Raw genomic sequence first — 16,573 nt, forward strand, 5'->3', positions numbered from 1 at the left:
TAAACCTTTATACCTATTACACCATAAAAACCAGACAAGCTATGCCATAAACTACTTTTGTAATTTGAGTCACAAATCAGGAAAATTTTATTTATCCTCCGCGAAAGTCTTAACTTTCACGGAGTGTTAGAATTTACAAAGTTGCTGGCGTAAAGGCTCCGGTTTGTATTTCTTTAACCAGCTCACCCACGGTATATATTCTCCATCCTTCGACTTCGGCGGGAGTAAGGTTAACTGCAATTTTAAGACCTGGCCATGCTGCTTCTACGGTTGCAATAATTTCATGTTCTGAGTTTTGAAGATCTAACCCAGGAACAGGAGGTTGAAAGCCTTTATGTTGCATCATATTAATATCACCATGCACTGACGGATCAGTCAGGTCATATATTTCATTCCAGGATTCTGCTTTTAATAAACCTTGTTGGGAACGTAAACGTTGAATGGTAGCCATCTCAGCTTGGGTAACGAATATACCTTCGTGGAGGGGCTGTTTACGATGGCAATCCTTACACAGGACAAGCAGATTTTCATGGTGATTATCATATTTGATGCCATTTTTATGATGGACATGGCACAAGTTTTTGGCGGTTGATAAATTGACACCACAATCATTACAGGTATACTTGGCCTTTTCTCGTATTGATTTAGATATATCTTTCCAGTTTTCGACATACCCACTATTTGTTTTGTCATAGATACCCTTAGGCATATGACGAAAACAGGTACTATAATCTGAAAAAAACTCATTTAATGAGAATGATTTAAAAATCTCTCTTTTTCGTTGTTTATCAATACTTCCTTTATAATTAAGTCGTTCGAGGCAATTCATACATACCCGTAAATCAACATCCTGGCTCCGACCTGAGCCATCATCAATTTCGAATAAACCATCTATGCGGTTAGTTGCATGATACCTTTCAAATCGATTTTTATGCCGCATTTCATCAAGAGTTCTGCACCAGGCAATATGAAAACGTTTTCCTTTTTCGCCATCGACGATAGCCGCATCATAACGCCCTGAATGGTCCCGAATATATAAAAGAACCTGGCGGCCATGATAAGAGATAAGCCCGCTACCAGGGTCAAGATCTTCGATACTAACTTCTTTACCCGTGGATAACTCAATATCTATAGGATCAAAGTCAATAGGGGATTCATCCAGAAAAAAATCGACTCCTTCTGGTAACATTTTCTTCCCTAATTGAATAAGTTCTGAAATGTCGATAGATAATTTCATCTCTTACTCCTGAATAATCTTTCTAATCTGCAACTCAGCATTTGTTACAACTTTGAAGGTGACACGACGAGAGCGATTAGGATCCTCCTTGCCGGTTTTATCAAGAATGGGATGTGCAGATGAATAACCTACTGCGGCAAATTTATTTTTAACCCATTGTTGGTGTGTCGCGATATTTTTTATATCATAAACGTATTGTAATACTGCTCGTGTACGACCTTGTGATAGTGCCATATTATTAAAATAAGCAATATCAGGATTCGTTGTTCCTGTCCAGTCAGTACTTGTGTGACCTTCAATGCGGACTTCAGTAATATGTTCCTGATAATTATCAAGAACTTTTAGGTAGCGAGGAAAGAAGTCGTCAAGAATGAGTTTAAACTTTGGTTTAAGCTCTGTGCTTCCTAAGCCAAATAAAACATCCGGTGATTTAAATCGAACCTCCAGAGTCTGTTTATCGATCTCTGCATCCCAGTCTTGTAAATCCTTTGCAAACTCAATATCCAGAGCATTATAAAGCTGTAACTGAGCATTCTCGTAGGCTACGGCAACTTCTTTAATTTTTTCTTTTTCAATACGTACGTAGTGCATATACGCAATAGATATGAACATGAAAACCATCATCAGCCCTGCCATTAAGTCTGACATGGATACCCAGTGTTCATTATCTTGATCTTTTTTAGGTAATTGTTTCCCTATAATCTTATCCATGATCGATTACCCGCGATGTTTATTAGCAGAAATTAATGCTTGTAACTGCCCCATAACTATTTGGTAATCTTTAATAAGTTTTTCATAGTTACCGACAAAACCTTTGCTGATTGAAAGCAGAGCATTACCTAATGATTGCATTTCACGGTTCATTTCACGTTCAGTTGCTTGCTCAAAAGCATGTAACTGCTCGTTGATGGATAGAGCAAATTTTTCAATTGATTCTCTGACTTGAGAAGTCAGCCCTGCACTTGCCTTATCAAATGATGTCTGGATTGAATCAAACATATTATCGGCATTACTGGATAGTTGATGGTTAATCTTTTCACCAGTCTTACTGAACATATCAATCACATTAGTCGTATTTTGTTCCATATTTCTATGCAATTCTTTCGAGTGCGACTCTAGTGATTTCAGGAATTCTTCACCACTTTGTTTCATTTCAGTAATTGTTTCACCTAACGTGCTGGTTAGGGTTTCGGAGGAATTGCTGACATCATGTGCCATCGAAGCAAATGCTTGTTGTGTTTGGGTAACCGATTGTCTGAATCCTTCGGTACCTTCATCCAGGGCCACGCGCATTGAATCTGCATTAAGAAGTATTTGCTGGCTGGTTTGCTCAAGAGATGCACTAACATTTGCAGCTCCGGATTTCAGCAGTTCACCCACTTCAGCCATTTTGTTTTGTATTTCAGGTAATACGGTTGTAGCTTTATCGCGGATGGCGGCAAAGGTTTCTAAATGGCGGGAGAGTTCGCTGATTTGATGTTGGTTCACCTGAAGCACTTCACGCAGTTCAGACATAGCCAGTGGAATTTCTTTACATTCTTCCCAAATCCCGGCAACCGCAGTTTTTGTTTCAACCAGGGACTCGACACTTTGTTGATATTGTTCTGACATCTGCTCAACTTGCGTTTTATAATTTTCCTGCCACTCAACAAGTTTTTTTACAGAGGCATCAAGTGCTTTAAAGTTTTCACCAAACTGTTCAGTTAAATTTTCATTAAAATCAATAATGACTTGCCGCAAAGCATCAATAATTTGTTCTGTAGCACCTTTTGCCATCAGCTCTGCAAATTGTTCAAGTTGTTCCCAAAGCTTATTACTGAAATGAGTGTGATTAGCTAATTGTGCTTGCGAGGAATCGCTAATCTCAGTACGTAGTAATTTTATTTGAGCAATAAGAGAACCTTCACTATCACCGTTAATACCCGAGACTAATTTAGTCAGAGTCTGGTTCTGCTCTTTTAATTCATGATAGATATGTTCAGGTGTAACAGATTCAGGGTTATTTTCTGCTAACGCGCTTCGTTTATTGGCAAAAAAGAAAGCATCCATTCCATTAAATAAAATGGCAAAAAACATACCTACAATGCTTGTAATGAATGCTGTTTTTAGGCCACCTAATAATACGGGGATGCTGGTATCAATACTTTCGGTATTAAAATTGAGTAACCCAATAATAATACCAATGAAAGTACCCAGAATACCTAATGCCCCCATTAAGGTTGGAGCATATTCTCTAAACTTACTATGTATATTTTTTTTGTCACACCACCACGCTGATAAAAATACGCATATAACAGCCCAGATAAAAATATTGGTGATCAGTGTAGAGTCTATCGATTGAAACAACTGCTCAAAAAGCTGCGCTAACATTTTGATACCTGTGTAAATAATGGATAGTGTAATTGTTTAAAAAACAAACAAAACACGCATAATTTATATGGTTAAGTCCGGTGTAGTGCTCATGATTGTAACAAGTTTTTTCGAGATATAAATGATTTGTCTCATTTTTAGCGAGTTCATCGGGTTGAGCTTTTTTATGATGATAGTAACCTGTTACGAATTGTATCAAAGGAAGGCAGGTTGCTTGTGAAAACTCCAGTTAACCCACTTTTGCAATGGCTTAACATGTTTTTTAGTCGCCGTTCATTATCCGGAGCTGATGGAAGGGCGTTATATGCTTACCGTTGTACTGATACAGAGTACGAAAGTTTGGCAGAACTACTGCGTACTTATGCCCCCCGTAGTTATCCCAGAACGATATTCATTTCCTATAGCGATGTTCTATTTAGCATATATGCCGCAGAGTTTATCCGCCGGACTCATACGGTCGGACACCCTAAATGGGACACAATTTTAGATTCTATTGACTGGAAAGTTCCGTATGTTCATCGACAGAAGCTGGTTAATGATGGCATTCGCTACTGGAAAAGAAAGATAAGAAACCTGGGGCAAGCTTCGGGTTATCTTCATACACTGGCTTGTGAAGGTGGTTTACCTATCCGCATGATTGAAAATGAGAGCGGTTATTTGATTACCTATTTCAGAAGGATATATCAGGCGCTTCGTGGGCAATCATCTCAATATCCTGCCGCTAAAATTGCACAAGAATTAGGCGATACGATTCCTGTCACAATGCAAAACGAACTGGTCTATGAAATAGCCGGTGAATTCTGCGAGACTCTCTGCCGATTACTTAGTGAGCATCCTCCTCAAAGCTGTGATCCCGTTTCTGCATTACGTAAGCTCTCTCCAGACTGGCATCTTCAACTTCCACTCGTTCTCCCCGAAGCGAATGCTGCTGAGATTGTAAGGCGATTACTTTCTCAATCTTCTGAAATACGCAGTGCAAGTAGTCTTCAGGTTGAAAGAATCTGGGTCGATGTTGATGACAGTTGGTATTGCGATGCCCGGTTCCGATTCCCGGCCACAATGCGTACAGAACAGTTAACCTCTTTGTTTGAATGCAATATTCAGCCGGAGCAGACCCGACTCATCATTTCAGGAAAATGGAAAAATGGCGGGGCAAGGTTGGCAATGCTAAGCCGTTATGAGCAGCAAGATTGGCGGGTCGAGTTATTACCTATTGCAATGCAAAAACTCTCTGGTGCAGATGCAATGGCCGAAATCTCATTGTCGCTTCATGAAGGTCCAATTCTGTTAGGCCACACAATTCCAAAAGGCGGTTATGAACTTACTGAAGAACTTCCCTGGGTTTTTGAAGCGATGAATGAGAGTGAATCGCAGCTAAAACTTGTTGGTATGGGGTCTGTGAGTTCCAGGCTAAATGCTCTGTTTATTTCGCTACCGAAAAATAGCCATTTAGATATTAGTGGAGAAGGTGAGTTTGATATCCCAAGGTTGCTGAAAAACAGTGAACGCAGCTTAACTAAAATAAGTGGAGTATTTAGCGTTGTTTTACATGATGGTGCAGTTTGTACAATTCGCACCCAGCAACTTTATGATTCTGCGATTGAATATTATATTAAATCGACAGAAGTTGAACTGGTTAAATCGGATTATCCTGTCCATCGAGCCTGGCCGAAGATCGGTTGGAAAAAGGAGCTGCAATATGGCATTGTACCGGAGAAAGAACTTTTTTGGCGATCCATTCGTTCAGGTAACAATGCCTGGTATTCTGTTGCATCAGAAATGCCAAAAGGGCAGATAGAAGTCCGGCGAATAGTTAACGGTGAGGTTTTATTTAGCGGTAAAGTTGTAGTTTTACCAGCAGACTTCGATATTAAAATTATACCTGAGAGTGCTCAGCAAGGCATTATAATGCTTTCTGGTATAACGGATACTAGAATTGATAAATATTCAAACAATGAAAAGGTAACACTTAAGTCCGATTATTCACAAAACGAGTGTGCTATTTATTGTAATTCATCGCAGATGCTGGAAAGTACCATTAATTTACGGGTTTCCTGGAAAGATGGTTCTAATCTTAAATTATTATTACCTAAGCCGGTTAGTGGTGGCCGATTTGTAACTAATGATGGTTCTGTTTATTTTGATGGTGTGGCATCTATAACACATTTGCATGGAATAGATGCTGAGTTGTTAACCATATCTTGTGCCGGAAAAGGATACCTGAATATCGAGTTGTTGGATGACAATCCAGTAGCTGAAAAATTCCATTATTTACATGCCGACCTTCCTCTTTTATCAGGCCGCAATGACCAATTACAACAAATTTCACTTTATGAGAACTATAATTTGCTAAATGCTATGCTGGCATGTGCATGGAACAGTAATAGTACATTATGTGTTGATTTTTACTCTGACAGATTTGGAAAGGATAAAGCAACACTCAATATTAAACGCTATGATGGTAGTTTTATTGAACACGATAAAGAATTACTGGTAGATATAAAAAACTCTATTGTTTTTCCTCCCAATAGAATAGATGAGCTGGTTGTTGAGGCTATTTCTATTAAGGATCCAGGTTTACACATCTCTCTGCTAAAAAAAGATGAATTTGCTTATGATCTTTCAGGTCTGAATGTTCATGATAGCCCATGGTTAATTGTGGGAAAACTTGATGGTACAGTTCGTATTGCACCAGTAATTGAATGGATGTTACCTGTATTGCAGACAAATGATTTATTACTAAATGCTCTATGCGAAGCAGACACAGAACAGCGCAAAAAAAATTTTAATGAGCTAATTTTTGAAATAGACAACAACCCTTTGCAAAATTATTGCTGTTTATTAATAGAGTATATTAAGAAATACAAAATGAATAATGGCTTATCCTTGCTGGATCTGGATTTGTTCAGAGGTATTTCGAGTAATTACCGCGTGGTTGTTCAGTTGTTAATATCATCATGTCTTTCTGGTGATAGCGATACGATTTATGATATACAGGAAGAATTACCCTTTTCATGGGGATGGATTCCTGTTTCAATCTGGAAAGGTGTTTTTCAAAAGTGTTGGACTTATCTGGAAAAACAGATTAACGATAAAACATTAGCATTACATATATTGCAACCCTTTATTGCTTTTATGAACCATCGTGCACATATCGATCGTCGGCTGGCTCCCATTGCGAATATGTTACTAACATATAGCGAGAGCCTATCAGCCGGTTGTAATGTCTTGCCAACTGTTAGTCGTGAGCAGTTTAATGAAGCTAAACAGATGCTATTAAGGAACCCCGACAGCTTTGGGCGTATCAATATCTTCCCTAAAGAACTTTGGGCTAGTGCTATAACTCCAGAGTTAAAATCTGTTTTTAATAAGCTTTGGATTGAAGATAAATATCACTCACGGCTTGAAAAACGTTTTAATTTGATGTTAGTCGCAGCGCTGTTAACCCAAAAAGATAATAACCTGATACATCAACTGTCTGCGCTTTTTGAATTCCACTATCAGCAAGCCCCGCAGCAATTAGGGGTAATCTATCAATATTATTTTGAACAAGCAGGAGTATGTCATTGATGGACGTTCAGCAACTGCATTATGCGCCACTTCTAAATCAGCTTCATCAGCGTGCGGTGAGGTCGGTGGTAAGTCAGTTGGCATTGCGGAGCAAGTCGTTGACTCATTATCTGGAATCACAATATTTCCAGCCTCCCGGTCAGGAGGGGTCACTGCTTGCAGACCCGGTATTCGAAAGTACATTCGGCTGGATGCCTGCGGATGAAACAATGGAGGATTTGCGGGACAAGCTGATCTCCAGCCCGCTGGTTGATGCATTGAGCAAAGCGCCAGTGCCATTTCGTCATCAACTTACTGCGTGGCGAACGATTCTGGAAGACAAAAAATCCTTGTTAGTGAGCAGCGGTACGGGATCCGGGAAAACAGAATGCTTTATGGTACCGGTTCTGGAAGATCTTATTCGTCAGCAAAAATCGACCCGCCAGTCACTAACAGGGACACAAGCTATTTTCTTGTATCCGTTAAATGCATTAATTAACAGCCAACAGGAGCGACTTCGCGAATGGACGCGCGGATTTAAGGGGAAAATACGCTTCGCGCTATATAATGGCGAAACCCGGCATACCAAATACGAAGTTCAGGAAGATCAGTTGAAAGTACCTGAACAAGCTTTGAGTCGGGAAGCCATTTATGAAGCACCACCTTCCATCATGGTGACGAATACCACCATGCTGGAATATATGCTGATTCGTCGTAAAGATGCCCCAATCATCGAAAAGTCTCAGGGGATGTTAAAGTATATCGTCCTGGATGAAGCCCATAGTTATATTGGTTCTCAGGCTGCTGAGTTAGCGCTGCTTTTACGTCGTGTTATGCAGGCTTTCAATGTTGGACCTGGCACAGATAAACCTGTGCAGATTATCGCGACCTCTGCCACTATTGGTGAAGACTCTCCTGAAGGTAATAAGGAGCTTGCTAAATTTGTCGCTGATCTCGCGGGCGTTACAGAACGTGATGTCAAAGTGGTTCGCGGTTATCGACAAATACCGCGGGTATCGGAGTCGCTGATTCGTCATGAATACCCCACATCTTTAACTTCTCTTAAATCTCTGAGCCCTCAGCATCTTTACCAACAGCTTTGTCATTACCGTGTGGCCCAGCAATTGCGTCAGGCGTTAACTCATCCCGGACGGCAGGCAGTACGTTTGAGTGAGTTGCTCAATGTTGCCAGAAGAACCTGGCCAGATATTAATCACCGTGAGCTACTGCAACTCCTCGATCTAATGGCAAGATCGCGAGAAGGTGAACTGGCTTTTACGCCATTACGTATGCATGGGTTTATCAGAACACTGGCGGGTCTATGGGCATGTTCAAACAAACAATGCTCACATAAAGCACATGAATTAAATCAGAGTGACTGGCCATTTGGTCAGGTATGGTTTGAGCAGCGCCAATATTGTGACTGTGGTGCGCCAGTATTTGAAGTTTTACGTTGCTCCGGGTGTGGTTCAGCTTATTTATCTGCCAAAGAGGAGGTGCGCGGTGATGGAACGAACTGGTTAGTAGCGCAACCCGCCGCTGCCGAAGTGGATGAGTTTGCTCTTGATGTAGATGTTTATTCTGAAGATGAAGACAACGACGAATTAGACAATAACTCTCAATTTGATCGTCTGATTGCGAGCGATGGTGAAAAATATATCATTTCACTGGAAGAAACGACGGCGGGGAAAATTGATAGTGAAGCGCAAAAGCACTATGAAATAAACCTGTTAAGACCGGAATCTCGAGGTGAGGGACGCAATAACTCCTTTGCTTGTGTTTGCTGTGGTGACACTCAACGGAAAAATAATCCTTTATTCCGTCCGCTTCGGCTCGGCGCGCCCTTTTTTTTAAATGAAATTATTCCTACTCTGCTGGAGTTTTCTCCATTACCGCAAACAAGAGAAGAGCAGTTAGGACCGTTTAATGGTCGACGCTTGCTCACCTTTACGGATTCGCGTCAGGGTACCGCTCGCATTTCAGCCCGCTTACAGCAGGATGCCGATAAAGCGACGTTGCGAGCTCTTTGTTACCAGGAGCTGGCAAATATTACAGAGCCTTCAGCAAAACTCAGCCCGGCACACTGTGCACTGTTAGAGAAAGTTATTAGCCAGTTTTCTGTCCTCCCTTTAAAAAATTCCATCGACGCGCTGAAAAAAGCGATGGCTGCGAATGAGGAGCTTAGCCCGGCGGACATTCAGGCACTTAAAATTATTGAGCCGATGGTGAGTTCCTTAAGCCCGGAGCATGCTGAAGCGATGCAAATACTTCAGGCTAACTCTGGCAATCAGCAGAAGAAAACCATGTCATGGCAAACGCTGTCTGAACAGCTGGTTGGCAGTGTGGACCTTGCCGATAGAATGAGAGGCAGTTTTAAAGAATTGTCTGGGCTTGATCTTACTAAACAACAGTTTGCAGATTTTTGTTTATACAGCGAGTTTGGTCGCCGCCCTAAAAATGCCTGGACCCTCGAAAGTCTGGGTCTGGTAGCCATTCACTATCCATTCATTGATAAAGTTACAACCTGCCCGCAGGACTGGAAGACATTATTACCCGATCCCGATAAGCAATTAGCGGAATGGCGTAATTTATTGAAGATTACTCTTGATTTCTTTATCCGTGAAAACAGTGCCGTTTTTTACGAAAACGAGCAATACCCTCGCTGGATGGGGGCACGTTTCCCGGTAAAAATGCTCCAGGGGCCAGATAAAAAAAACAAAGGGCAGAAACGTGATCAACTTTGGCCACAAATACGCGATCGCCATTATAACCGGGTCATTAAGCTATTAATCGCAGTCTTTCCGGCAATACAACCTGAGCAGGCTCACTGGAAATCGTTAGTTAACCACTTAATGATTGAGGTCTGGGATGCAATTCGACCCTGCTTACGTCAGTTTGAGTCGGGTTATCAGCTGGATATTAAACAACAGGCTGAATTTTACAGTCCAAAGCAAGTGTGGCGTTGCCCCTATACTCGACGTGCGTTAGACGTCACGTTGCTGGGATACTCTCCGTATTTGCCGGGTAGCAAAGAAATTGCACCTGAAAAAGCAGTGTTGATTGAAATGCCTGAGCTTCCTGTACGTCACTGGCGTTTGTCTGGTGGTGGAGAAATCGCCCGAGAAGAACGTCTGGAGTGGCTGGAAAGTAATGCGCTGATTCAACATGCCCGCGAGGAAGGATTATGGTCTACTCGCAGCGACCGACTGGCCCTGAAAGATAGCTGGTATCGTCTGGAGGAACACTCTGCGCAGAGAACGCCTGAGCAGAACCAGTTTAATGAAAAACAATTTAAGTCAGGCAAAGTTAATGTGCTGAACTGTTCCACGACCATGGAGATGGGGGTGGATATTGGTGGTATGAGTTTGGTGGCAATGAACAACGTTCCTCCAGCTCCGGCAAATTATTTGCAGCGTGCAGGTCGCGCGGGGCGTCGTGGAGAAAGTGCATCTGCTGCCATTACGTTATGTAAAAACACGGCGCATGGAATGGAGGTATTCAAAGACCCCCTCTGGGCGTTCAACACTACTGCCAGTGCGCCACGGGTTCGTTTTGGGAGCAGTAGCATTGTTCAACGACATGTTAATGCCCTGGTTTTAGGTCTGTTTTTACGAGCTGAAGTTCCTGATGCGACAAAACTGAGTTGCAAATGGTTCTTTGAAGGTGATGAGAGCCAGTGTCTTCGTTTTCTCCATTGGTTAAATCACCAGGCCGATGAGCTGGCGGATAAACTTAAACGCCTTACTCAGGGAACCGTATTGATGTCATTGACGGCAACCCAGCTCTTGACCCGCACACAAGCAATGATGCAGCAGGTTGATATCCGCTGGAGAAGCCAACTTGCGATACTGTTGGAAAATATCGAAGCGTTGAAGGCGGATAACAGCGCGTGGGAAGAAACACCAGCAGGTAAAGCCATCGCTTATCAGCTTCGTGATTATCGCGGTGCATATCTGTTTTCTAAACTCATTAGTGAAGCGTTCCTGCCGGGGCATGGTTTCCCGGTTGGCGTCGTCAATTTCAATTATCTGACGGCAGATGAGCTGGAAAAACGTCGCGCAATAAAAGCCACTCAGGCTGACCCTAATGAAGGGGGAGAAAGCTTTTCTCGTCGTATTGAAAAATTGCCCAGCCGTGATTTGCCTACAGCATTACGCGAGTATGCGCCTGGTGCAGATGTGGTATTGGGCGGAAAAGTATATCGTTCCTCGGGCATTATGCTTGGCAAGGTGCTTGCCAGCGGGCAGGAGCTGTCAGGCGATCATCATATTCCGTGGTTCTGGCATTGTCGTAAATGTGGTGCGGGGGCAACCAGTACTACCCGTCCTGTCGAATGTAGTCACTGCAAAGCGGATATACAGCAACTTGATGTGAAGCGTTATTTACAGCCTGTTGGTTTTGCGACAGATATTCGTTATCAGGCACATAATGATGTATCCATGCCTGCACAACTTCCCTGGAAAGATCCACGTGTTCTTGTACCGTCTTCGGTGTGGGTTTCTTTACCCGATGCTGTGCTCGGACGTTACCGTTTTAGCCATAGTGGGGAATTGTTCCACTTCAGTGAAGGGGAATTTGGGCACGGCTACGCAATTTGCCTCTCATGTGGTCGGGCAGAATCTCAAACTCAACCCCAGCGTACCCCTGAAAATCTAAAGAACCCAGAGAGGGAAAATACGCATTACCTGTTGCGAGGGGGCAGTAACGATCGCCAGGGGAGCAATAAATTGTGCCACGGTCATGTGCATAAAGATCTGTGGTTGGGGTATAGCAGTCGTACAGATATGGTTGAGCTGCAACTCAATGATGATAATGGCCTGTTGATCCGTGATGAGGTTGCCGCGCGTTCCCTTGCGGTCGCTTTGCGTGAAGGGTTAGCGCATAAATTGGGTATCGAAAATACTGAGCTGGGCGTGACGACGCAGCAAGCGCGCGATATCAATGGCTATACCGGATATTCCATCTTCATTTACGACAATAATGCGGGGGGTGCAGGTTATGCAGTGCAATTGATCGACCATTGGGCTGATGTCTTTAATTACGCCAGAAAATTGCTCGATTGCAGTTGCGATAAATTCTGTCACCACTGCTTGCTCAGCTACGACAGTCAGCATTATGTCAACAGATTAGATCGTCACCATGCATTAACCCTGCTTACCAATGTACGGTTGCAGCGACTTAACCTCGCGCCAGAATATCAGTACTTCGGCGATGGTAGCCGGGTTGAAACTAACCCTCTGAGTTTACGTATTGCGCAATGCCTGAACAGCGAGATTTATGACTCCTGCTCGCTGGTTCTTGCGGGGCCGCAGGAACAGTGGGACTTTGCCCAATGGCCATTATTGAAAGAGTTGCTCCAGTTTGCCTCCTCCGGTGGGCATGTTGAGTTGCTGGTGGCCACGCCGTTGGTAAACTTAACTGATAGCTCCAGACATCAGCTTTCCGCGTTGGCGGCGATGCCGGGAGGGCACTTACAAGTGAAATCCATTGCCACTGCGCAACTCATGCAAGGAAAGGGGCGCTGGCTTGCACAGGTGACTCGCGAAGGGCAAAGCCAACAGTGGGCCGCAGACGACAGCGCTACCGTTGCACCTGGTGAATTATGGGGACAAAGTGCGTCCTCACCAGTAGTGACACTTAAAGGAGCGTCCGGAAAAACCTTCACGGGTCAGACCTTAAGTGCAGAAGATTTACTGCCCGCCTTACCCACCGGGGCGGTGCGTATCAATCTCTGCGAGCAACTGGACGGGCCGCTGGAAGGTTTTGGTTCGCGTTTCTGGTCGTTAGTCACGCAACAGCACGCTGGCTGGAAGCAGGCATTTACCCGCCAGAAAGAGATAACGCATGTTGAGTACAGCGATCGTTATCTTAATAGCCCATTCACGGCGCGTTTGTTAGGTGAAATCTTAACCGAGCTGGTTGAACGGGGAATGGCGGAACGCGCCAGCCTCACTGTTTGCGTCAAAAAATTGGATTACAACTCTCGCCAACACGACGCTCTCTATAACGCGTGGCTTAATGAGGAAGAGCGTCAGCAGGTTGTGACCACTTTACTTGAAGAAGGATATCTGGGGCCTGCGTGGCCGGGAGCAATTAGCTGGTTAACGGGGGATAACCAGAGTACGGAGCATGGACGAGAACTGACAGTCACCTTCAGCGATGGCAGTCAGCATTATGTCCTGCTCGACATGGGGCTTAGCTACTGGCGCTGTATTGAAGACACCTTCTTTGATTTTGCTCTGCGAGTACCGCAGCAAGTTGAACGGCTGGCAAACACGCGAGCGCGAGCTGTTGCCCCGGGTAATGACCTTAGGAGTTATATTATCGCTGGATAAATAATTGCTCCCCTGGGGATATCTTCCAGGGGAGTTGACCCAGCTCACTTTTTAATAATTTTTGTTTGAAAATCATGCGCAATTTATGCGCATTCCCTCCCATTTTGTCACTTTGCCGGGGGCCTTCATGATATCTTTAAGGCCCTCTTTTTTATCGCAGTGTGCCGCGCCACATTTTTCAGGATGACGTTACCGCCACTGCCCCAAATAGACAGAAAAACCGATGAATAAGCAAAATTATGCACCTGGTATGCGGGTGGTTATTCGTGATGCCGAATGGCGTATTCGCCGGGCGGATGACAGTGGTGATGGTGGGTATTTGCTGACCTGCGATGGTATTTCAGAGCTTGTGCGCGGTAAAGAAGGGTTATTTCTGACCAAACTGGAACAAAAAGTAGAGATCCTGGATCCCGCAAAAACGCATTTGGTGGAAGATGAATCCGCCAATTATCAGGCGGCGCAGTTGTATATCGAAAGTCAGTTACGCCAACGCGTACCGACAGACAGTAAAGTCCATTTTGGTCATCTGGCGGCGATGGATTCCATGCCGTTTCAGCTCGATCCTACGCGGATGGCGCTGGCACAGCCGCGCCAGCGGATACTCATTGCCGACGCTGTCGGTCTGGGGAAAACGCTGGAAGCCGGTATTCTGGTTTCAGAACTGATCCGTCGTGGGCGCGGAAAGCGTATTCTGGTTCTGGCGGTTAAATCGATGCTGACACAATTCCAGAAGGAGTTCTGGAGCCGTTTTGCGATTCCATTGACCCGCCTGGATTCTGCTGGTTTACAAAAGGTGCGTAACCGCATCCCTACCAACCACAACCCGTTTCACTATTTTGACAAAACCATTATCTCCATCGATACGCTGAAACAAGACATTGAATATCGTCACCATCTGGAAAATGCCTGGTGGGATATTATTGTCATTGATGAGGCCCATAACGTCGCAGAACGTGGAACCAGTTCGTTACGCAGCAAACTGGCAAAACTGCTCGCCGGGCGCAGCGATACGCTGATTATGCTTTCAGCAACGCCGCATGATGGTAAGGCTGAAAGTTTTGCCAGCCTGATGAACATGCTTGACCCGACGGCGATCGCCAACCCGAAAGAGTATGAATACGCCGACTTTGCCGATAAAAATCTGGTTGTCCGTCGCTTCAAAAAAGACGTGAAAGATCAGATGTCCGGCGAGTTCCCCGAGCGCAATATCGTTAAACTGACTCGCCTGGCATCCGGTGCCGAAGAAGAAGCATACCGTCGCCTGGTTGAGAGCCAGTTCCGGGATGATGACGATGAGCAGGCCCAGTCTAACAAAGGTCGTCTGTTCAAGATAACTCTCGAAAAAGCGCTATTTTCCAGCCCGATGGCGTGTGCCAGCGTAGTGGCTAATCGTCTGAAGCGTCTTGAGAGCCGTAAAGATCATAATAGCCAGAGCCAGATCAACGAACTGGAGTCATTGCTGTTGGCGCTGAATAACATTGATGCCAGCCAGTTTAGCAAATACCAGTTGCTGCTCGACACCATCCGAAAAGACCTCGCCTGGAAAGCCAATAACACGGAAGATCGCCTGGTGATCTTCACCGAAAGCATTAAAACGCTGGAGTTCCTCGAACAGCAACTGCGAGCGGATCTGAAATTGAAAGATGACCAGATCGCCACGCTGCGCGGCGATCAGGGCGATACGGTGTTGATGGAAACCGTAGAAGCCTTTGGTAAAACGCAGTCGCCGTTGCGTCTTTTGGTTTGTTCGGATGTGGCATCTGAAGGGATCAACTTGCATCACCTTAGCCACAAAATGATTCACTTTGATATTCCGTGGTCGTTGATGGTATTCCAGCAACGTAACGGGCGTATTGACCGCTATGGGCAAAAACATCAGCCCCAAATCCGTTATCTGCTTACCGAGGCCAGCGAACCACAGATCAATGGCGATATGCGCGTACTGGAAGTGTTGATCAACAAAGACGAACAGGCGCAGAAGAACATTGGGGACAGTTCGGAGTTTACCGGCAAATTTACCCAGGAAGAGGAAGAAGAGCAGGTTGCAGAGTTCATGATGCAGGATGATGGTGCCAGCCTGTTTGATCAACTGCTGAACAGCAACGTCTCGGAAAGCGCCGAACACGATCTGTTTGGCGAAATATGCAGTGCGGTTTCCAGCGATGCCTCAATGGTCACCGAAACAGACACCAGCTTGTTTGCCAGCGAACAGGCGTACTGCGAAAGAGCATTGGGTTACCTGAAAGCCAGTGGTCAAACTATCCAGTATGAAACCTTGCCTGATAATACCTTGTCGCTGGTGGCACCGGAGGAGTTACGCCGCCGCTTCAATCAGCTACCGCCTGAAATCGCCCCGGAGAACTGGCAGCTCTATTTAAGTCAGGATAAAACCGTCATCACCGACGCGATTGCGCGCGCTCGCGGTGAGCAACATGCCTGGCCCGATGTGCAGTATCTCTGGCAAATCAACCCGGTAGTGCAGTGGCTGGACGATAAAATCTCTTCGGCTTTTGGTCGTCATCAGGCACCGGTTATCCGTCTGCCATACCTGCTTGAACCCGATGAAGATCACTTCATTCTTTCCGGGTTATTCCCGAACCGTAAATCACATCCGATGGTGAACCCGTGGATAGTGGTGAGCTTTAACCGTGAATCGCTAATCGGCAGTCAGCCATTTGCTGAGTTTTTACAACGTCATCCGCAGTTGAGTAACAAGCTGACTAACAGCGGCGGTAAAGATCGTAATCACCAGCGCCAGCAGGATTTACTGGAAGCGGCTATTGCTCATGCCCGGGAGGTATTCATCCATGATCGGAATGCGTTTGAAACGCACATTAACCAGCAGCTGAATGAGCATCTGCAAAAGCTGGACGTTTTGCGTGGGCGGCAGTTGAGCCAACTTGAGCTGGATTTTGCCGATAACAAACAGCAATTGTCAGTCAAGCAGAGCCGTAAAGAGCAGAGACAACGCGAAATCGAACACAATTTTGACAGCTATATCGAATGGATTGAGGACACCATGACGACTGAAAAAGAACCCTACATTCAGGTAATTGCTGTTATCACCGGAGCGGAGGGGTAA

General features: G+C 44.7%; 6 protein-coding genes. 3 read left to right on the forward strand and 3 right to left on the reverse strand.

Annotation, left to right across the window (positions count from 1 at the left end):
- Positions 1-133: 133 nt before the first annotated feature.
- The 3 genes from zorE to zorA2 are packed head-to-tail and all read right to left on the reverse strand — an operon-like array spanning position 134 to position 3,607.
- Positions 134-1,237 carry a type II Zorya anti-phage system protein ZorE gene (gene zorE, locus D9741_RS08430; RefSeq protein WP_130216631.1) on the reverse strand — a complete coding sequence of 368 codons (1,104 nt, stop codon included), beginning with the start codon at positions 1,235-1,237 and terminating at the stop codon, positions 134-136.
- A 3-nt stretch (positions 1,238-1,240) separates the two neighbouring features.
- A complete protein-coding gene (zorB2, locus tag D9741_RS08435) occupies positions 1,241-1,948 on the reverse strand; it encodes a type II Zorya anti-phage system protein ZorB2 (RefSeq protein WP_130216629.1) in 708 nt (235 codons plus the stop codon).
- Between the two features lie 6 nt (positions 1,949-1,954).
- Positions 1,955-3,607 (reverse strand): type II Zorya anti-phage system protein ZorA2, encoded by a 1,653-nt coding sequence (zorA2, locus tag D9741_RS08440; protein WP_130216627.1) that lies wholly within the window; start codon positions 3,605-3,607, stop codon positions 1,955-1,957.
- A gap of 210 nt (positions 3,608-3,817) precedes the next feature.
- Between zorA2 and D9741_RS08445 the strand changes: the two genes are divergently transcribed.
- The 3 genes from D9741_RS08445 to D9741_RS08455 all read left to right on the forward strand — a co-directional run bounded on the left by D9741_RS08445 (position 3,818) and on the right by D9741_RS08455 (position 16,573).
- Positions 3,818-7,177, forward strand: coding sequence for an STY4851/ECs_5259 family protein (locus tag D9741_RS08445; RefSeq protein ID WP_130216625.1), 3,360 nt, complete (start codon positions 3,818-3,820; stop codon positions 7,175-7,177).
- Positions 7,177-13,491 carry a DEAD/DEAH box helicase gene (locus D9741_RS08450; protein WP_130216623.1) on the forward strand — a complete coding sequence of 2,105 codons (6,315 nt, stop codon included), beginning with the start codon at positions 7,177-7,179 and terminating at the stop codon, positions 13,489-13,491. The genes D9741_RS08445 and D9741_RS08450 overlap by 1 nt, the downstream gene beginning before the upstream one ends.
- A gap of 223 nt (positions 13,492-13,714) precedes the next feature.
- Entirely contained in the window at positions 13,715-16,573 is a 2,859-nt protein-coding gene (locus tag D9741_RS08455) for a DEAD/DEAH box helicase (protein ID WP_001041505.1), read from the forward strand.

This window comes from Escherichia sp. E14V7, from assembly GCF_004212225.1.
In the GTDB taxonomy this organism is placed as follows: Bacteria; Pseudomonadota; Gammaproteobacteria; order Enterobacterales; family Enterobacteriaceae; genus Escherichia.

Coding starts and splice junctions, on each gene's coding strand:
- zorE (WP_130216631.1), bottom strand. CDS start 1,237: ATGAAATTATCTATCGACATTTCAGAACTTATTCAATTAGGGAAGAAA.
- zorB2 (WP_130216629.1), bottom strand. CDS start 1,948: ATGGATAAGATTATAGGGAAACAATTACCTAAAAAAGATCAAGATAAT.
- zorA2 (WP_130216627.1), bottom strand. CDS start 3,607: ATGTTAGCGCAGCTTTTTGAGCAGTTGTTTCAATCGATAGACTCTACA.
- D9741_RS08450 (WP_130216623.1), top strand. CDS start 7,177: ATGGACGTTCAGCAACTGCATTATGCGCCACTTCTAAATCAGCTTCAT.
- D9741_RS08455 (WP_001041505.1), top strand. CDS start 13,715: ATGAATAAGCAAAATTATGCACCTGGTATGCGGGTGGTTATTCGTGAT.